The sequence below is a fragment of the Actinomadura decatromicini genome, from assembly GCF_008121305.1.
GTDB lineage: Bacteria > Actinomycetota > Actinomycetes > Streptosporangiales > Streptosporangiaceae > Spirillospora > Spirillospora syzygii.
This window is the reverse complement of sequence record NZ_VSRQ01000002.1, coordinates 1,108,390-1,125,205: the sequence shown is the minus strand read 5'-3', so window position 1 is coordinate 1,125,205 and position 16,816 is coordinate 1,108,390. Positions and strand designations below refer to the sequence as shown.

Below are 16,816 nucleotides of genomic sequence, written 5' to 3'. Positions count from 1 at the left end.
CCCTAACGGCGTTCCAGCGCGACCCTTGGGAGGAGCCGGGCCAGCGGCGCGGGCAGCCACCAGGCGCGGCGTCCCATCAGCTCCATCGCGGCCGGGACGATCAGGCAGCGGATGATCACCGCGTCGGTGAAGATGGCCACGGCCATGCCGAAGCCGGTCTGCTGGAGCAGCCGGTCCGGGCTGAGCATGAACGCGCCGAAGATCACCACCATGATCGCGCCCGCCGCCGTGCTCACCGAGCCGGTGTGCGCGAGGCCCTCCCGGACGGCGTGCGACGGGTCGTCCGACCGCGTCCACTCCTCGTGGATGCGGGAGATCAGGAAGATCTCGTAGTCCATGGACAGCCCGACGACGATCGCCATGAACAGCGGCAGCCGTTCGGCGACCTTGTCCGAGTAGTCCTCGGACGCGGCCGTCGCCCCGCCGACCAGGTACCGCGCGCCGTTCTTCGCGGACAGCCCCGGCAGGACGTCGTCGCGCAGCGTGCCGACGAGGTCGGTGGTCGCCTCGTCCTGCGGCGCGGAGGACGGGAACGCGAGGATGGTCGCGGCCCGTCCGTCCGGGGTGGGCACCGGGTCGGCGGCGGCCTCCACGCCGGGTGTGTCGTACAGCGCGAGGACCGCGGCCGCGGCGGCCTTCTGAGCGCCCTCCCGGCCACCGTCGGTCACGACCAGCAGCGGGCCGTTGAACCCCGGGCCGAAGCCCGTGGAGAGCAGGTCGTACGCCTTCCGGCTCGTGGCGCCGGACGGGTCGCTGCCCGCGTCCGAGAAGCCGAGCCGCATCCCGAGCGCCGGGACCGCGAGCGCGCCGAGCAGCACGCCCGCCGCGAGCAGCGCGGCCGGCGGCCGCCGCTGCACCGTGCCCGCGAGCCGCCGCCAGGCGGCGCCGGGCGCGGCCCTGCCCTTGGCCTCGCGCCGCTCGGCGCGCCGGGTGAACTGGCGGGCGAAGCGGCGGCCGAAGACGCCGAGCAGCGCGGGCAGCAGCGTCAGCGCGGCGACCGTGGACCCGACGGCGAACAGCGCGATGACGATCGGCAGCCCGGCCGCGATGACCGTGCCGAACATCAGCACCAAGACGACCAGCGCGGCGAGCAGGCCCGCGCCCTCCGCCGCGCCGGTCCCGCCCTGGCCGAGCAGCCGGGCCGCGTCGCCGCCCAGCTCAACCCGGAGCCCGCCGCCCGCGGCCTTCCGGGCCATGTCGAAGATCCGCCGCGTGTCGGCCTTCGGCATCTCCCGCGCCGGGACGTCAAGCATGACGGTGGCGTACCCGATCCTCCTGTCCTCGCTGATGGCGGCCTTGTCCTGGTACGGGCTGCGAACCTGGCCGACCTTGGGCAGCTTCGCGACGTCGCCCAGCATGGCCGTCACGCGCCGTTGCACGTCGGGCTCGCCGAGGCCGCCCTCGTCGTGCAGGACGATCTGCACCGTGTCCCCCCCGCCCGCACCGCGCCGTCACCGGGACATGGGACGGACGGGATCGAACGCCGAAGACCTGCTCGCGAGGTCCTTCGAGGAGCACCGGCCGCGGCTGCTGCGGGTGGCGTACACGATGACGGGCTCGCTGGCCGAGGCCGAGGACTGCGTGCAGGAGGCGTGGCTGCGGCTGCGCGGGCTCGACGACCCGGGGACCGTCCGCGACCTCGCCGCCTGGCTGACGACCGCCGTCGGCAGGCTGGCGCTCGACGCGCTCGGCAGCGCCCGCGTCCGCCGCGAGCGCTACTTCGGGACGTGGCTCCCGGAGCCCCTGGTCGAGGCCCGTTCCGGCGGCGGCCTGTCGGTGCCGGCGGTCACGGTCGACGCCGGGCTGATCATCGCGATCCACCTGGTCCGCAACCCGGACAAGCTGGCCCGCGTCCCCGACCTCCCCTGACCCGTCAGGTGGGGCCCTGCGGGACGAAGACCTCCACGACCCCGTTCACCTGCCGGATCGCGAGGCGCGGCAGGGCCGGGATCGGGGCCTTGAGCCGGTGGTACAGGACGGCGCCGTCGAGGGCGAAGAGGGCGCCGTGGCAGGGGCAGCGCAGCTTGGTCCGCTCATGGACGCCGAGGCGGCAGCCCTGGTGCGTGCAGGTGCCGGACACGGCGCGCAGCCGCCCGCCGTCGCGGGTCAGGAAGCCGTCGACGCCGCCCGCGGAGAACCCGTGCACGGCGCCCTCGGCCACGTCCGCGGCGTTCACGACGGGATGCCAGGCGCCGATGTCGGGGGTGAGGCGTTCGGCGGCGGGCACGGCGGCCGGCGGGCCGACGATCATCCGGTCGGCGAAGACCCCGGCGGCGGCCCCGGCCGCGCCCACCGCGCCGCCGACGAGGAGGCGGCGGCGTACCGGCACGGGCGCGGCGTCGGCCTGGTCGCGGGCGAGGCGGCGGTGCAGCTCGGCGATGAACTCCTCGCGGGGCGCGCCGCAGCCGGGACGGGCCGCGCGCAGCTCGATGGCCACCCGCAGCGTGTCGGCGTCGGCGTCGTCCACCGGGAACGGGCGCGGCCGGCCGCCGTTCAGCAGCTTCTCGACGAAGCGGTGCAGTCGTCTCATGGTCACCTGCTCATCCCTGGGGAGCCTGGGCGGGCGGGTCGGCGCGGTCGAGTTCGGCCGCGCGGCGGAGCGCGCGGTGCTGGAGCACCTTGACGTTGCCCACGCTGAGCCCGAGCTCCGCCGCGGTCTGCTTGATCGTGTACGAGTGCAGGAACCGCAGCTCCAGGACGCGCCGGTAGCGCTCGGGCAGCGCGGCGAGGAGCCGCTCGGCCCGCCGCTGCGAGCCGCCCGTCCCGGCGGCGCCGCCGGACTCGGCGTCAGGCGCCGGGTCGTTGTCGGCCAGCAGTTCCAGATCGATGCTGGTGATCTCCCTTCCGAGGGTGCGCCGCCAGTGCGCGGCCAGCACCGTGCGGGCGGTGGCGAGCAGGTAAGCGCGGACCTCGCCGACCGTCGCCGACACCCGCAGCGGCCGCAGCGCGGTGAGGAACACCTCGGCCGTGAGGTCCTCGGCGTCCGGCCGGTTGCCGACCTTGCTGAACATCAGCCGGTAGATCCGGTCCACGTTGTGCAGGTAGATCGCCTCCCAGTTCGCGTACGTCTCACCGTGGACGAGGTGCAGCCGCGCCCGCGGCTCCGGCTCGTCCCCCGCCGGTTCGGCGGTGCCGCGCCGGGCTAACTTCCAGTAGCGCATGACGGTTCCCTCCGCCTCCTGCCGCCGTGCCGGAGCGCCTGCCTGGAACACGTACGCCGGACCCCGGAGGATCACCCGCCCGGCCGAGTGGACGGGTGATCCGGTCCCGGGAGCCGAGTCCGGCGGCGTCGCCAGGCCAGTCGCCAAGCCAGTCGCCAAGCCGGTCGCTAGGCCAGTCGCCGGTCCTTCACGGCCAGCGCCCGGCGGCCCTTCACGTAGCCGACCTCGCGGACGCCGAGCGCGTCGCGGAGCCGTCCCGCCGGGAGCGTGACCGGGGCGGGCGCGGGGCCGTCGCCCGGGTGCGGCAGCGGGTACGCGGTGGTCGTGGCGCTGTGGAACGTCACGTTTCCCTCCGTCTTCGTGAAGAGCTGGTGGACGTGCCCGTTCAGGCAGGTCACGGACGAGAACCGGCGCAGGAGCGACAGGACCTGTGCGGCGTCGTCCGTCCCCCAGCCCCAGTCCGGGTACATGGCGAACAGCGGGATGTGGCTGAACACCACGATCGGGGTGTCGGACGGCAGCCCGGCCACGTCCTTGCGGACGAAGTCGACCTGGTCCGCGCCGAGATGCCCGAGCTTCTTCAGGTGCAGCGTGTTGACGAGCGCGATGAAGTGGACGCCGCGCACGTCGAAGCTGTACCAGCCGTCGCCGCGCGAGCCCGCGCCGAACGCCGTCCGGTAATTCTGGCCCGCGTCGTCGATGGAGTCGTGCTCGCCGGGGACCGTCCACACGCGGCCCGTCTTCAACGTCCCCATCATCTGCTTCACCTGGTCGAACTGGGCCGGTGTCGCGAGATGGGTCAGGTCGCCGGTGTGGATGACGAAGTCCGGCCGCTCGTCCAGCGCGTTGATCTGCGCGATGGCCCGCGAGAACGAGCCGGTGACGTCGGTGTTGGCGGGCCCCTTGAAGCCGAGGTGGCTGTCGCTGACCTGCACGAAGCGCGGGGACGCGTCGTCCGGGAGCCCCCCGTCGCCGTCGTCGGCGTCGCCGACGACCTTGCTGACCACCTCGCCGCCGGTCACCGCGAGGACGACCGCGCCGCCGAACCACGCGCCGTGCCGCAGCAGCCCGCGGCGCGACATCCCCTCGGCGGCGTGCTCCCCGCTCACGGCTTCACCACCACCGTGCCGTGCATGAACGGGTGGATGGTGCAGATGTAGTCGTAGCGTCCCGGACGGGCGAAGCGGTGGCGGTAGGTCGCCTTGGCGTCCATCGCCGGGGAGCGGAGCAGCCCCTTGCCGGACGTGACGGTGTGCGGTTCCTCGTCGTCGTTCGTCCAGGTGACGGTCGCGCCCGCGTGGACGGTCAGGGTCGCGGGCACGAACGCGAAGCCTTTGATGGACACCGCGTTCCCCGCGACCGGCGCCGCCGGGGCCGACGACCCGGACGGCATCGTCATGCCCGGCATCGGCGCCCCCTTGGACGACGCCGTGCCGGATGACGCCGTGCCGGATGACGCCGTGCCGGACGGCGGCTTCCCGGACGCCGCGTGGCTCGTCCCGCCGCCGCAGGCCGCGAGCAGCAGCATGAGCCCGCCCGCCATCGCGACCGCTCCCGGCCATCGCGTCCGGACGGCGATCTCGCTCATCGGACTCCTCACTCCGGCCCTCAGCGGGTCGCGCCGTGGGCCAGGTCGAACCGGGCGACCCGGACGCCGAGCAGCGCACCGGCGACGTGGTCGGAACGGGTGTGGACGCCCGCGTAGACGCGGCTGATCCCGGCCTCGTCCGCCGCGTCCTGGTAGGACGTGAACGACCGGGTGACCCCCGGCAGCGACTCCGAGCCGACGGTGAACGTGTCGTCCGGCCCGAAGAAGGACCCCAGCACGATCGCCCCGGCCTCGGCGACGACGCTGTGCGCGCCCGGATAGGACGGGTCGGCGGGCGTCGTCGCGAGCGGGTTCCAGCCCGGGTCGGCGTGCGTGTCCGGGTTGCCGTCGGTGTCGGCCTCGCGGATCGCCGTGATCGGACGCCACACCCGGAAGTGGTACTTGCCGTCGTAGAACGCGATGACCGAGTCGGCGAACGTCCGGTCGAGCGCGGCGAACAGCGCGGCGGTGGCGGCGAGGCCGATCCCGTGGCGGCGGGCCGCGTTCTGCGCGATCTCGTTCCAGTAGTTCCAGATCGGCGCGGCCCAGAAGCGGGCCTGCGTGGTCTGGTCGGGCGTCCGGGTGGTGCTGGTGTCCTGGCCCAGCGACTGCACCTCGTTGATCCCCCTGGCGTAGGCGCGGGTGGTCAGCGCCGGGGGCGGGACGGGCCGGAACCGGTCGGCGCGGCCGAGCGCGAACGGCCGCACGGCCGCCCAGTGCGTGAACACCGGGGCGGGGAACGACGGCGGCGTCGGCCGGTAGTCGCCGGGTTGGCCGGTCGGCGTGTACGGCGGCGGCGTCGCGTCCGACCCGTCGTGCGCGCGGTCGGCGAGGACGGCCGCGGCGGCGCGCTGCCCGGCGCGGATCCCGGCGGCCTTCGCCGGGCCGTCCGGGATGCCGGCCAGCTCGTCGGCGAGCCTGCGGTCCAGGTCGGGGCGGCGCGCCGGGTAGAGGGCGGCCAGGCTGTCGTGCCCGGCCTGCGCCGCCGCGGCCTCCCCCGAAGCCGAGCCCGCCCCCGAGCCCGCCCCCGAGCCCGACGCGCCGCGCCCGGTCGCCGCGACGCCGCCCGCGATCGCCGTGTGCAGGATCGCGAAGCTCCGCGTCGGATGGACGGTCGCGGGCTGCGCGCCGGGCGTCCGGACGATCTCCAGCAGGGCCCGGTTCCAGTCGATCACCACCTCCCGGCCCTGCGCGGCACGCGCGCGGCCGCTGCCCTGGATCCCGTCCGGCTGCGCCCCGACTGCCTGGGCCCCGGACGTCGCGGCCACCGCGACCACGGTCCCCAACGCGAGGCCCGTGACGGCCAGCGTTCTCCTCATCTCCCCGTCCCTTCGTCGACAACGGTCGAGAAGAAGTAGGCAGGCGGGTTACACGAGCCCGGACTCCCAAGCCGTGTAACCCCGGCGGCTATCCATTCACCGAGACGAACCACCGCTCAGGGGGAGGAGAACGACGATGCGAATTCGCGCAGGGGCCGGGCTGCTGGTCGCGGGGGCGCTCGCGCTGTCCACGGCCGTCGCCGCGGGAGGCGCCGCCCAGGCGAAGGAGCGCCCGTGCGGCCCTCCGGTCAAGACCTCGGGGACCGGCACGGCGGGCACGCCGTGGAAGCTCAAGTCGCAGTACGACGACGACGGCACGCCGCCGAACCGGCTCGTCGCCGGGGAGGAGTTCGAGATCGACACCGGCGTCGCCGGGCAGCACTGGACGGTGGTGTTCACCGACAACGGCACGGAGTTCTTCCGCAACAACGACGACGTCTCCATCGCGACCGGGATCCGGGAGGTCCACCCGAACCCGGTGCCGCGGGGGCTGCCGAACGTGATGGCCGCGCACGCCGAGCGCAGGGACGCGTCCGGCAACGTGATCGAGACCATCGACGGTTCCGTCAGGCTCGACCCGCCGCCTCCGCGCTGCGGCTGACCGGACGGGCGTCCGGCGGCTCCCGAGCCGCCGGACGCCCCTCCGTCCTCCGGGGCTGCGCAGGGCCTCCGGGGGTCTACGGGCGACTAGGCGGTGCGGCGGCGCAGCCGGGCCTCGGACGCGGCCGCCGCCTCCCGCCATTCGGCGGCGAGCAGCTCGTAGGAGCGGACGCGGTCCGCGTGGCCGTGCGTCACCGTGGTGATGAGCAGCTCGTCCGCGCCGGTGACGCGCTGGAGGACGTCCAGCCCGGCGGCGACGGTGCGGGGCGAGCCGAAGAACTGGGTCTCGACCCGGTCGGCGACGAGGTCCAGCTCGTCCGGCTTCCACTGGTGGGCGGCGGCGTCGTCCGCCGTCGGGAACGGGACGGCGCCGAGCCCCGTCCTGATCCGGTGCACCCACAGCGGGTACGGGGACGCGAGCACCTCCGCCTCGTCGTCGGTCGGCGCCGTCACGACGTCGGCGGACACGATGACGTACGGCGCGTCCAGCACGGCCGACGGGCGGAACGCGGCCCGGTAGGCGTCCACCGCCTGGAGGACGGTCGCCGGGCTGGAGTGGTAGTTCGCCGCGAACGGCAGGCCGTGCCGCCCGGCGATCCTGGCGGTCCGGTGGTCGTCGCCGAGGATCCACGGTTCGAGGTCGGCGCCCTCGCCCGGGTTCGCGCGGACGCGCTGCCCGTCCTGGACGTAGGAGCCGTCCAGCAGGGCGAGCACGGCGGCGACGACGTCGGCGAACTCGGCCGGCATCGCGCCGAGCTGCACGAGCAGCGTCTCCTGGAGCTTCAGCGCGGCGGACCGCGCGAGGCCCGGCGGGTCCGACGCGACGGGGATGAGGAGCCCGTCCACGAACTCCACCGCCCGGCGCGGCGGGCGCCGCCTCCCGCCCGCCGCCCGGACGGTGGCCCGCTCCCGGTCGCGGTCGCGGTCGGAGCGGCCGAGGCCGAGGTCGATCCGTCCCGGGTAGAGGGCGTCGAGCGTGCCGAACTGCTCGACGATCGACAGCGCCGTCCGGTGCCTGGTCTGTAAGGCGCCCGACCCGACGCGGATCCGGGACGTGGCCGCCGCGACCGCCGCGATGAGGACCGGCGGGGCCGCCGCCGCGAGTCCGGGCGCGAGGTGGTGCTCGGCGATCCAGTACCGGCGGTAGCCGGCCCGTTCCGCGTGGCGGGCCAGGTCGAGGGTGTTGCGCACCGCGTCCGCCGGGCCGCCGCCCGCCGGGACCGGCGCGAGATCGAGAACGGAGAGGGGGATCATGGGAGACCGTCCGTCCGGGAGCGGAGGGCGGCGGGCCTGTGTCCCGCCGCCCTGGGGATGGTGAAGGGTCACGTTCCTTGCTGGGGCCGCGCCGTCGCGGCCAGGTCGTTGAAGCGCCGGTCGAAGAACCCGGCGATCGCGACCTTGTGCGGGACGAGCCCGACCGCGGCGAAGGAGTCGGCGATCCGCTGCTCCTCGGCGATCACGGAGTCGTCGATCGCGATGGTCGTGGTGAGCCGCCGCCGCACGGCGCGCTGGGCGACGGGCCCGGGGAGCCGGGTCTGCTTCGCCCAGATGGCCGCCCACTGGTCCGGATGCGTGCTGGACCACTGCACCGCCCGCTGGTACCGGGACAGGAAGTCCTTGAGCGCGGCGCTCCGGGCCTTGTTCTTGAGGGTGTCCTTGGACGTGACCTCGAATCCGTAGCCGTTGGTGTAGCCGGTCCCGTCCGCCAGGATCCGGGCGCCGTTCTGCAGCTCGGCCTGGGCGGTGTACGGCTCCCAGGTGGCCCAGGCGTCGACCCGTCCGCCGGTGAGGGCGGTGAGGGCGTCGGCGGGCTGGAGGTACTGCGGCTGGACGTCGCCGAACTTCAACCCGTTCTTCGTCAGCACGGAAAGCAGGTGGTAGTTGGCGGAGCTGCCCTTGGCGACCGCCACCTTCTTCCCCTTGAGGTCAGCCGGGGTGCGCAGCGGCGAGTCCTTGGGGACCAGGATCGCCTGCCCGGTCAGCCGGGACGTGGTCGCGCCGACGAGCACGATCCGCGCCCCGGACGCCGCCGCGAACACCGGCGGCGTGTTCCCGACCACCCCGAAGTCGACCGACCCGGCGTTGATCCCCTCCAGGATCGGCGGCCCGGACGTGAACAGCGACCACTTGACCTTGTAGGTGAGGCCGTCGAGCTGACCGGCGGCGGCCAGCATGTCCTGGAGGCTGGCGCCCTTCTGGTCCCCGACCCGCAGGACGACCTGCCCGTTCTCGTCCGACCCGTCGCCGGACGAGCACCCGCCCATCGCCGCCGCGACCAGCGCGCCCAACGCGCCCAACGCGAGCGCCGTGCTCCGCCGTCCGTTCACTTGGATCCCTCCAGAGCCACACCCAGACGAGCGAGAAGGACGGAGCGCAGCTCGACCAGCTCCGGGTGGTCGCGCTCGCGCGGCCGGGGCAGATCGACCTCGGACTGGTGGGCGATGCGGCCGCCGTCCAGGACGAGGACGCGGTCCGCGAGCAGCAGCGCCTCGTCCACGTCGTGCGTCACCAGCAGCACGCCGGGACGGTGCCGCTCCCACAGGTCGAGCACCAGCTGGTGGACGTTGATGCGCGTCAGCGCGTCGAGCGCGCTGAACGGCTCGTCGAGCAGCAGCAGGTCCGGGTCGCGGACGAGGGCGCGGGCCAGGGACACGCGCTGCGCCTCCCCGCCGGACAGGGTGAGCGGCCACACGTCCCGCCGCTCGGTCAGCTCGACCTCGGCGAGCGCCGCGTCGGCGGCGGCCACCGGGTCCGGGACGCGCAGCCCGAGCGTGACGTTGCCGAGCACCCGCTTCCAGGGCACGAGCCTCGGCTCCTGGAACGCGACCGCGACCGTGCCGTCGACGCGGAGGTCGCCGGAGGTGTCGCGGTCCAGCCCGGCGAGCACGCGCAGCAGCGTGGACTTGCCCGAGCCGCTGCGGCCGAGCAGGGCGACGAACTCGCCGCGCGCGATGTCCAGGTCGAGCCCGTCGAGGACGACCCGCGACCCGAACCGCTTGGTCAGCCCCTTCACCCGGGCGGCGGTCGGGGAGGTCACGTCCCGAGCAGTCCGCGTCGCCATGACAGGGCCCTCCTCTCCGCCAGCCGGACGAGCGCGTCCGTCGCGAGCCCGAGGACCGCGTACACGAGCAGCCCGAGGACGACGATGTCCACCCGCAGGAACTCGCGGGCGTCGTTGATCATGAAGCCGAGGCCCTTGCTCGCGTTGATCTGCTCGGCCACGATCAGCGCGAGCCAGGCGACGCCGAGGCTCTGCCGGAGCCCGACCAGCGTCTGCGGCAGCGCGCCGGGCAGCACGATGTGCCTGATCAGCGCGATCCGGCCGAGTTGGAGGACGCGCCCGACCTCGGCGAGCTTGGCGTCCACGCCGCGGATCCCGGAGTAGGTGTTGAGGTAGATCGGGAAGAGCACGCCGAACGCGACGAGGATGACCTTCGGCGTCTCCCCGATCCCGAACCAGAGGATGAACAGCGGGATCAGCCCGAACAGCGGCAGCGCCCGCAGCATCTGGAGCGGCGGGTCGAGGAGCCCCTCGCCCGCGCGGCTGAGCCCGGCGGCCAGCGCCAGCGCGAGCCCGGCGGCGGCGCCGAGCGCGAAGCCGAGCACGGCCCGCTGGAGCGAGACGGCGACGGCGGCGCCGAGCGTCCCGTCGGCGGTCAGCGTGGCGGCGGTGCGGGCGACGGTCGCGGGCGCCGGCAGCAGCCGGTCGGACAGGAGGCCCGTGCTGCTCGCGACCTGCCAGAGGATCAGCAGGGCGGGCGGGCTGACCGCGCGGAGCCCGAGGCGCGGCCGCGGCGGCGCCGGGAGCCGCGGACGCGCCCGGGACGCCGGGCGCGCGATATCGACGGACGATGTGGACATGGGCCTGCGAGTCCCTTCGTGAGAACCGGTCGGCAGGACGGCCGGTCGGCGGTCGCCGCGGCGTCCGGAGGCGCGTTCGTCAGCGCGGACACAGGGCGCTCGCCTGCAGCCGCAGATCCACGTGCAGCCGCGCGACGAGGGTGGTCAGGGCACTCACGGGAACCACGATGAACGACATTCCCTACCAAGTCAATAGGAAATACATGAAACTGCCGCCTCGACCTGGGGGGCGACGCGGCGGGCCCAGTCGTCCAGGACCTTGTCCGCCTGGTCGAACTGGCTCTCCAGCAGCACGCCGCCCGGCGTGGGGACGAACGCGCCCAGCTCCACCAGCACCGGACGCAGGTGGACCTCCACGGCGAGCGCGTGCCGCGCGTCGCCCATCACCATCAGCGGCAGCGCCACGGTCGAGGCGAGCGCCCCGCTCGACAGCCGGTCCAGGAACGTCTTCAGCAGGCCGGTGTAGGCGCCCTTGTAGGTCGGGCTCGCGACGACGAGCACGTCCGCGTCGAGGACGGTCTGCACCGCCGCCTCCACCGCCGCCGACGCGGACGGCGAGCCGAGCGCGGGCGCCAGCGCCGACAGGTCGAGGATCTCCTGCTCGACCGGTCCGATCCGGCCGCCGACCAGCTCGGCGGCCTGGACGGCGGCGGCCCGGGTGCGCGACCCCGGCCGGGGGTTGCCGATCAACGAGACGAGGCGCGTGGCCATCGGCCCTTCCTTTCGGTCTGAAATCCAGTGGAGCGGTTTACGTGAGGGCCCATTCGGCGGCGAGCATCTCGTAGGAGCGGACGCGGTCCGCGTGGTCGTGGGTGATCGTGGTGATGAGCAGCTCGTCCGCGCCGGTGACGCGGCGGAGCGTCTCCAGGCGTTCCACGACGGTGCCGGGCGCGCCGGTGAACTGGGTGTCGACGCGGTCGGCGACGAGGGCGCGGTCGGCGTCCGTCCAGCGGTGGGACGCGGCGTCCGCCGGGGACGGGAACGGCACGGCGGCGAGCCGCGAGCGGATGCTGTGCACCCACACCCCGTACGGGGACGCCAGCTCGCGGGCGTGCTCGTCGGTCCGCGCCACGACGACGTCGGCGGACACCATGACGTACGGCTCGTCCAGCTCGGCGGACGGCTTGAACGCCTCCCGGTAGGCGGTGACCGCCTCCAGCACCTTGGCCGGGGCGACGTGGTAGTTCGCCGCGAACGGCAGGCCGCGCTCCCCCGCGACCCGCGCGCTCTCGCCGCCGCTGCTGCCGAGGATCCACAGCCGCAGGTCGGCGCCCTCGCCCGGTATGACGTGGGCGGGGTGCCCGTGCGCGGAGCGGTAGGTGCCCTCCAGGAGGGCGATGATGGCGTCGACCTGGTCGGGATAGGCGGGCGGGTCGGCGCCGGGCTGCTGGAGCAGCTCCTCCATGAGCGCGACCGTCGCGGACCCGGCGAGCCGGGAAGAGTCGAACGGCTTCGGGATGAGCAGGCCGTCGACCACCCGTACCTCGGGAGGCGGGCCCTCGTCGGGCGGGCGGCGCGCGGCCTCGGCGCGCCGCCGCTGCCCGGAGCGGCCGAGGCCGAGGTCGATGCGTCCGGGGTGGAGCGCGTCGAGGGTGCCGAACTGCTCGACGATCGAGAGCGGCGTCCAGTGCCCGGTCTGCACGGCGCCCGAGCCGACCCGGATCCGCTCGGTGGCGGCGGCCACCGCGCCGATCAGGACCTGCGGCGCGGAGCTGGCCACGCCGGGCGCGAAATGGTGCTCGGCGAGCCAGTAGCGGTGGTAGCCGAACTCCTCCGCGCGGCGGGCGAGGTCGAGCGTGCCGCGCAGCGCCTCGCGCGGCGTGCCCCCGGCCGGGATCGGCGCGAGGTCGAGGACGGACAGCGGGACGGCGCTCATGATCGCCCTCCGGTGGTCGCGGCGGCGGCGGGTGCACTGGCGGGCGCGCCGTACCGGCCCTCCGGGCGGGCGAGGCCGAGCCGGGCGCGCAGCGTCGTCTCCCGGTACGCGGTCCGGAACGCGCCCCGGCGCTGGAGCTCCGGCACCAGCCGCCGGGTGATCCCGGTGAGGTCGTGCGGCAGGACGCCGGGTCGCAGCCGGAACCCGGTGAGGCCCGCGTCGCGCCGCTCCTCCAGCAGGTCGGCCAGTTCGACGGCGGTGCCGGTGAAGACCTCGACCGACGACGCGGGCCCGGCGCCGTCCAGCTCGTCCAGCCGGGCCTTGCGGACGGCCGCCGCGCCGGGCCGGTCGTCGATGAAGACCAGCAGGTCGGCGAACACCCGGAGCGGCTCGCCGCCGCGTCCGGCCGCCGCCTCGGCGGCGCGGACGCGGGACACGGCGGCCCCGGTCCCGGCGCGCGAGTCCGGGGTGAGGTAGACGACGTCGGCGCTCCGGGCGGCGAGCTCGTAGGCGGGCGCGGTGTCCGCGAGGACGGTGACGACCGGCTGCCCCTGCGGCGGGCGCGGCGTGATCGACGGCCCGCGCACGTTGAAGTACGGGCCCTCGAAGTCGATGTAGTGGAGCCTGTCACGGTCCAGGAACCGCCCGGTGGAGGCGTCGCGGATCTCGGCGCCGTCCTCCCAGCTGTCCCAGAGCCGCCGGACGACCTCGACCGCGTCGGCGGCCTCCGCGTTCAGTTCGGCGTCGGACGCGATCCGGCCCGGCGGCGCGCCGGCGGACGCGCGGCGGCGGCCGAAGTGCCCGGCCTCCGCGACTCCGGCCGAGACGCGCGGACGCCAGCCCGCGCGCCCGTAGGACGCGAAGTCGAGCGACGCGACGCCGATCGAGACGTGGAACGGCTCGGTGTGCGTGACGTCCGTGGTCGGCACCAGCCCGATGTGCCCGGTGACCGGCGCGAGCCGGGCCGCGACCAGGACCGCGTCCAGCCCGCCCTGCAACCGCCCGGCCGGTCGCGGGGTGAGCGCGTCCTCGATCGTGACGAAGTCGAGCAGGCCGCGCTCCGCCTCCCTCGCGAGGTCGGCCCAGTAGCGGGCGGTGAACAGGTCGGCCGGACGAGCGTCCGGGGCGCGCCACGCCGCCGGATGCCAGCCGACGCCGTCCAGCGCCACGGCAAGGTGCAACCCGGTCCCGCCGTACAGGCCGGTCATGACACGGCCTCGGCGTGGGCGCGCCGCACCGCGCCGCGCGGCGGGCCCAGGCCGAGATGGTCGCGCAGCGTCGTCCCGGTGTAGTCGGACCGGAAGACGCCCTTCTCCTGGAGCAGCGGGACGACGTGGTCGACCAGGTCGTCCAGCCCGCCGGGGGTCAGGTGCGGGACGAAGATGAACCCGTCCGCGACGCCCGTCTGCACGAACTCGTCGATCCGGTCGGCGACGGAGCGGGGCGTGCCGACGAACGTCTGCCGCCCGGTCGCCTCGATGACCAGTTCGCGGATGCTGAGCCCGCGGTCGGCGGCGAGCGTCCGCCACCTGCGGACGGTCTCGCCCCGGTCGCCGCGGAACTGCGCCCGCCCCTTCGAGACGCCCTCGTCCAGGTCGGGCTCGATGTCGGGGAGCGGGCCGTCCGGGTCGTAGGCGGACAGGTCGCGCCCCCACACGCCCTCCAGGTAGGCGATCGCGGTCTCCGGGCCCACCTGCGCGCGGCGGATGTCGGCGGCGCGCTCGGCCGCGTCCTCCTCGGTGTCGCCGAGGACGTACGTCACGGCGGGGAAGATCTTCAACTCGTCGGGGTGCCGCCCGTACCGGGGCAGGCGGCGTTTCACGTCGTCGTAGAAGGCGCGTCCGGCGGCCGGGGCGCCGTGCCTGCTGAAGATCACGTCGGCGTCGGACGCGGCGAACTCGCGGCCCTCCGCCGAGTCCCCCGCCTGGATGATCACCGGGTGGCCCTGCGGCCCGCGCGGCGTGCCGAACCGCCCGGCGATGTCGAAGTGGTGCCCGTGGTGGGCGAACTCCCCCTCCGCTCCGCCGTCGTCCGACCACGAGTCCCACAGTTCGCGGGCGGTCTGGAGGAACTCGGCGGCGCGGGTGTACCGGTCGGCCTCCGCGAGGAAGCCGCCGCGCCGGAAGTTCTCGCCGGTGAAGGCGTCGTAGCTGGTCACGACGTTCCAGGCGGCGCGTCCTCCGCTGAGGTGGTCGAGGGTCGCGAGCCGTCCGGCCACCTCGTAGGGCTCGTTGAAGGTGGAGTTGACGGTCGCGGCCAGCCCGAGGCGCGTCGTGACGGCGGCGAGCGCGGACAGAACCGTCAGCGACTCGGGGCGTCCCGCCACGTCGAGGTCGTGGATGCGGCCCTTCATCTCCCGCAGCCGCAGCCCCTCGGCCAGGAAGAAGAAGTCGAACTTGCCGCGCTCGGCCGTCCGCGCCAAGTGGACGAACGAGGCGAAGTCGATCTGGCTCCCGGACGCGGGGTCCGACCAGACCGTGGTGTTGTTGACGCCCGGGAAATGCGCCGCGAGATGGACCTGCCTTACGGGCATCGCGAGAACTCCCTCCGTCGGAAGACCTTCGTCAGGGCAGTCGGTGGAAGCGGCTGGCGTGGAAGACGAGCGGCTGGATCCCGGCGGCGGCGTCCAGGTCGTGGACGCGCAGCACCACGATGTCGTGGTCGCCGGACCTGACCTGCTGCTCGACGGCGCAGTCGTACCAGGCGGCCGCGTCCTCGATCAGCACGCAGCCGGTCGCGGTGGCGCGCCACGCGATGCCCGCGAAGCGGTCGCCGCCGCGCGCGCCGAGCCGCCGTCCCGTCTCCTCCTGGTGGGCGCCGAGCACGCTGATCCCGATGTGCGGGAGGTCGCGCAGCAGCGGCCAGGTCGTGGACGTGTGCGCCATACAGACCGACACGAGCGGCGGGTCCAGCGACACGGGCACGAACGAGCTGGCGGCGAGGCCGACCGGCCGTCCGCCGACGAGGCCCGCGACCGCCGCGACGCCGGTCGGGTACGTGCCGTAGACGCGGCGCAGGTCGGGCTCCGTCAGCGTCGCGCCCCGCGCCCCGCCGGGCGCGGTCCCGGTGGCGCTCACGCCCGGGCCCCCACCGCATCGGACGCCGCGTCGGACGCCGCGCCGGGTGCGGGGGCGGGCCGGGTCTCGCCGCGGCGCCGCAGCTCGGGCAGGACGCCCTCGCCGAACCAGTACGCCTCCTCAAGGTGCGGGTAGCCGGACAGGATGAACTCCTCGATGCCCAGCTCCGCGTACTCCTGGATCCGGTCGGCGACCTCGGTGTGGCTGCCGACCAGCGCGGTCCCCGCGCCGCCGCGCACCAGCCCGACGCCCGCCCACAGGTTCGGGTAGATCTCCAGCTCGCGGGCGTCCGTGCCGTGGGCGACCTTCCCGTTCGCGCGGTACCGCTCGTGCAGCGCGCGCATCCGCCGCTGGCCGACCGACTCGCTGGCGGCGAGGGCCTGCTGCGCCTGGCCGACAGCGTCCCCGTCGAGGCTGTCGAGCAGGCGCCCGGCCTCGCGCCACGCCTGCGCGGACGTGTCGCGGCTGAGCGTGTGCAGCCGGATGCCGAAGCGCAGCGTCCGGCCCTCCGCGGCCGCGAGCCGCCGCAGCCGGGCGATCTTGGCGGCGACCTGGTCGGGCGGCTCGCCCCAGGTCAGGTAGACGTCCACGTGCCGGGCCGCGACGGGCCCCGCCGCGTCGGACGACCCGCCGAAGTACACCTCCGGGGCGGGCTCCGGCCGCTCCCGCACCGTCGCGCCCTCCACCTGGTAGTGCTTGCCGGTGAAGTCGAACGGCTCGGCGCCCCAGGCGCCGCGCACGACGGACAGGAACTCGTCGGTGCGGGCGTAGCGCTCGTCGTGGTCGAGGTGGTCGCCGAACCGGCGCTGCTCGGTGCTCTCGCCGCCGGTGACGACGTTGAGCGCGAGGCGTCCGCCGGAGATCCGCTGGTACGTCGCGGCCATCTGCGCGGCGAGCGTCGGCGAGATCAGCCCGGGGCGGAACGCCACCAGGAACTTCAACCGGCGCGTCTCGCGGATCAGCGCGGCGGTCACCAGCCAGGCGTCCTCGCACCAGGTGCCGGTCGGGGTCAGCACGGCCTCGAAGCCGAGTTGCTCGGCGGTCCGCGCGATCTGGGCGAGGTAGTCGATGTCGGGGGCGCGGAACCGGTCCGCGGCGCCCCGCCGGCCGGCCGGGAGGCCGACTCCGCGGGGCACGGCGTGGCCGCCGCCGATCAGCGTCCGGCCGTCCCCGTTGGTGGGCAGGAACCAGTGGAATCGCAGCGTCATGGCGTCCCTTCCGTCGTGCTGCTGCTCCGCCGCGCGCCGCTCCCGGCGCGGGCGGTGAGGTCACCGGGTTCTCAGCGTGGACAGAGGGCGCTGGCCTGCAACCGGAGGTCGACGTGCAGCCGCGCG

18 protein-coding genes are annotated in these 16,816 nt (G+C 74.8%); 2 read left to right on the top strand and 16 right to left on the bottom strand.

The annotated features are described in order from the left end of the window. Positions 1–2 precede the first annotated feature (2 nt). Complete coding sequence (locus tag FXF68_RS12960; protein ID WP_246178650.1) at positions 3–1,424, bottom strand: MMPL family transporter; 1,422 nt, start codon at positions 1,422–1,424, stop codon at positions 3–5. A gap of 37 nt (positions 1,425–1,461) precedes the next feature. On the opposite strand from FXF68_RS12960, the gene FXF68_RS44445 reads away from it, so the two are divergent. After that, on the top strand, positions 1,462–1,869 hold the full coding sequence (locus FXF68_RS44445) for a sigma factor (protein WP_148759142.1): 408 nt from the start codon (positions 1,462–1,464) through the stop codon (positions 1,867–1,869). 4 nt (positions 1,870–1,873) lie between these two features. Here the strand turns inward: FXF68_RS44445 and FXF68_RS12950 are convergent, their stop codons facing one another. The 5 genes from FXF68_RS12950 to FXF68_RS12930 all read right to left on the bottom strand — a co-directional run bounded on the left by FXF68_RS12950 (position 1,874) and on the right by FXF68_RS12930 (position 6,068). Next, positions 1,874–2,530 (bottom strand): Rieske (2Fe-2S) protein, encoded by a 657-nt coding sequence (locus FXF68_RS12950; RefSeq protein WP_246178670.1) that lies wholly within the window; start codon positions 2,528–2,530, stop codon positions 1,874–1,876. A 10-nt stretch (positions 2,531–2,540) separates the two neighbouring features. Then, positions 2,541–3,161, bottom strand: coding sequence for an RNA polymerase sigma factor (locus tag FXF68_RS12945; RefSeq protein WP_148759140.1), 621 nt, complete (start codon positions 3,159–3,161; stop codon positions 2,541–2,543). A 167-nt stretch (positions 3,162–3,328) separates the two neighbouring features. Continuing rightward, complete coding sequence (locus FXF68_RS12940) at positions 3,329–4,270, bottom strand: metallophosphoesterase family protein (protein WP_222869904.1); 942 nt, start codon at positions 4,268–4,270, stop codon at positions 3,329–3,331. Continuing rightward, positions 4,267–4,749 (bottom strand): cupredoxin domain-containing protein, encoded by a 483-nt coding sequence (locus tag FXF68_RS12935; protein ID WP_148759139.1) that lies wholly within the window; start codon positions 4,747–4,749, stop codon positions 4,267–4,269. The genes FXF68_RS12940 and FXF68_RS12935 overlap by 4 nt, the downstream gene beginning before the upstream one ends. A gap of 20 nt (positions 4,750–4,769) precedes the next feature. Continuing rightward, complete coding sequence (locus FXF68_RS12930; RefSeq protein WP_148759138.1) at positions 4,770–6,068, bottom strand: vanadium-dependent haloperoxidase; 1,299 nt, start codon at positions 6,066–6,068, stop codon at positions 4,770–4,772. A gap of 136 nt (positions 6,069–6,204) precedes the next feature. Here FXF68_RS12930 and FXF68_RS12925 point away from each other — a divergent pair, with 136 nt between their 5' ends. After that, the gene (locus FXF68_RS12925) at positions 6,205–6,669 is read left to right on the top strand and encodes a hypothetical protein (RefSeq protein ID WP_148759137.1); all 465 of its coding nucleotides are present in this window, start codon (positions 6,205–6,207) and stop codon (positions 6,667–6,669) included. Between the two features lie 86 nt (positions 6,670–6,755). On the opposite strand, the gene FXF68_RS12920 is transcribed toward FXF68_RS12925, so the two are convergent. From FXF68_RS12920 to FXF68_RS12870, 10 genes are all read right to left on the bottom strand, one after another. Then, positions 6,756–7,922, bottom strand: a complete 1,167-nt coding sequence (locus tag FXF68_RS12920; RefSeq protein WP_148759136.1) for an LLM class flavin-dependent oxidoreductase — start codon at positions 7,920–7,922, stop codon at positions 6,756–6,758. Positions 7,923–7,990: 68 nt separating this feature from the next. Then, positions 7,991–8,995: an ABC transporter substrate-binding protein gene (locus FXF68_RS12915; protein WP_246178649.1), complete on the bottom strand. Its 1,005-nt coding sequence runs from the start codon at positions 8,993–8,995 to the stop codon at positions 7,991–7,993. Further along, entirely contained in the window at positions 8,992–9,729 is a 738-nt protein-coding gene (locus FXF68_RS12910) for an ABC transporter ATP-binding protein (protein WP_148759135.1), read from the bottom strand. Before FXF68_RS12910 ends, FXF68_RS12915 begins: the two co-directional genes overlap by 4 nt. After that, on the bottom strand, positions 9,702–10,529 hold the full coding sequence (locus FXF68_RS12905) for an ABC transporter permease (protein ID WP_148759134.1): 828 nt from the start codon (positions 10,527–10,529) through the stop codon (positions 9,702–9,704). Before FXF68_RS12905 ends, FXF68_RS12910 begins: the two co-directional genes overlap by 28 nt. Before the next feature lie 189 nt (positions 10,530–10,718). Next, entirely contained in the window at positions 10,719–11,240 is a 522-nt protein-coding gene (locus tag FXF68_RS12895) for an NADPH-dependent FMN reductase (RefSeq protein WP_148759133.1), read from the bottom strand. 37 nt (positions 11,241–11,277) lie between these two features. Further along, positions 11,278–12,405: an LLM class flavin-dependent oxidoreductase gene (locus FXF68_RS12890; RefSeq protein ID WP_148759132.1), complete on the bottom strand. Its 1,128-nt coding sequence runs from the start codon at positions 12,403–12,405 to the stop codon at positions 11,278–11,280. Beyond that, positions 12,402–13,613 carry an LLM class flavin-dependent oxidoreductase gene (locus FXF68_RS12885; RefSeq protein ID WP_148759131.1) on the bottom strand — a complete coding sequence of 404 codons (1,212 nt, stop codon included), beginning with the start codon at positions 13,611–13,613 and terminating at the stop codon, positions 12,402–12,404. The genes FXF68_RS12890 and FXF68_RS12885 overlap by 4 nt, the downstream gene beginning before the upstream one ends. Then, positions 13,610–14,938, bottom strand: coding sequence for an NtaA/DmoA family FMN-dependent monooxygenase (locus tag FXF68_RS12880; protein WP_148759130.1), 1,329 nt, complete (start codon positions 14,936–14,938; stop codon positions 13,610–13,612). Before FXF68_RS12880 ends, FXF68_RS12885 begins: the two co-directional genes overlap by 4 nt. A 31-nt stretch (positions 14,939–14,969) precedes the next feature. Then, entirely contained in the window at positions 14,970–15,482 is a 513-nt protein-coding gene (locus FXF68_RS12875) for a flavin reductase family protein (protein ID WP_148759129.1), read from the bottom strand. Beyond that, the gene (locus tag FXF68_RS12870) at positions 15,479–16,690 is read right to left on the bottom strand and encodes an LLM class flavin-dependent oxidoreductase (protein ID WP_148759128.1); all 1,212 of its coding nucleotides are present in this window, start codon (positions 16,688–16,690) and stop codon (positions 15,479–15,481) included. The genes FXF68_RS12875 and FXF68_RS12870 overlap by 4 nt, the downstream gene beginning before the upstream one ends. Positions 16,691–16,816 lie beyond the last annotated feature (126 nt).

Coding starts and splice junctions, on each gene's coding strand:
- FXF68_RS44445 (WP_148759142.1), top strand. CDS start 1,462: ATGGGACGGACGGGATCGAACGCCGAAGACCTGCTCGCGAGGTCCTTC.
- FXF68_RS12950 (WP_246178670.1), bottom strand. CDS start 2,530: ATGAGACGACTGCACCGCTTCGTCGAGAAGCTGCTGAACGGCGGCCGG.
- FXF68_RS12945 (WP_148759140.1), bottom strand. CDS start 3,161: ATGCGCTACTGGAAGTTAGCCCGGCGCGGCACCGCCGAACCGGCGGGG.
- FXF68_RS12935 (WP_148759139.1), bottom strand. CDS start 4,749: ATGAGCGAGATCGCCGTCCGGACGCGATGGCCGGGAGCGGTCGCGATG.
- FXF68_RS12930 (WP_148759138.1), bottom strand. CDS start 6,068: ATGAGGAGAACGCTGGCCGTCACGGGCCTCGCGTTGGGGACCGTGGTC.
- FXF68_RS12925 (WP_148759137.1), top strand. CDS start 6,205: ATGCGAATTCGCGCAGGGGCCGGGCTGCTGGTCGCGGGGGCGCTCGCG.
- FXF68_RS12920 (WP_148759136.1), bottom strand. CDS start 7,922: ATGATCCCCCTCTCCGTTCTCGATCTCGCGCCGGTCCCGGCGGGCGGC.
- FXF68_RS12910 (WP_148759135.1), bottom strand. CDS start 9,729: ATGGCGACGCGGACTGCTCGGGACGTGACCTCCCCGACCGCCGCCCGG.
- FXF68_RS12905 (WP_148759134.1), bottom strand. CDS start 10,529: ATGTCCACATCGTCCGTCGATATCGCGCGCCCGGCGTCCCGGGCGCGT.
- FXF68_RS12895 (WP_148759133.1), bottom strand. CDS start 11,240: ATGGCCACGCGCCTCGTCTCGTTGATCGGCAACCCCCGGCCGGGGTCG.
- FXF68_RS12890 (WP_148759132.1), bottom strand. CDS start 12,405: ATGAGCGCCGTCCCGCTGTCCGTCCTCGACCTCGCGCCGATCCCGGCC.
- FXF68_RS12885 (WP_148759131.1), bottom strand. CDS start 13,613: ATGACCGGCCTGTACGGCGGGACCGGGTTGCACCTTGCCGTGGCGCTG.
- FXF68_RS12880 (WP_148759130.1), bottom strand. CDS start 14,938: ATGCCCGTAAGGCAGGTCCATCTCGCGGCGCATTTCCCGGGCGTCAAC.
- FXF68_RS12870 (WP_148759128.1), bottom strand. CDS start 16,690: ATGACGCTGCGATTCCACTGGTTCCTGCCCACCAACGGGGACGGCCGG.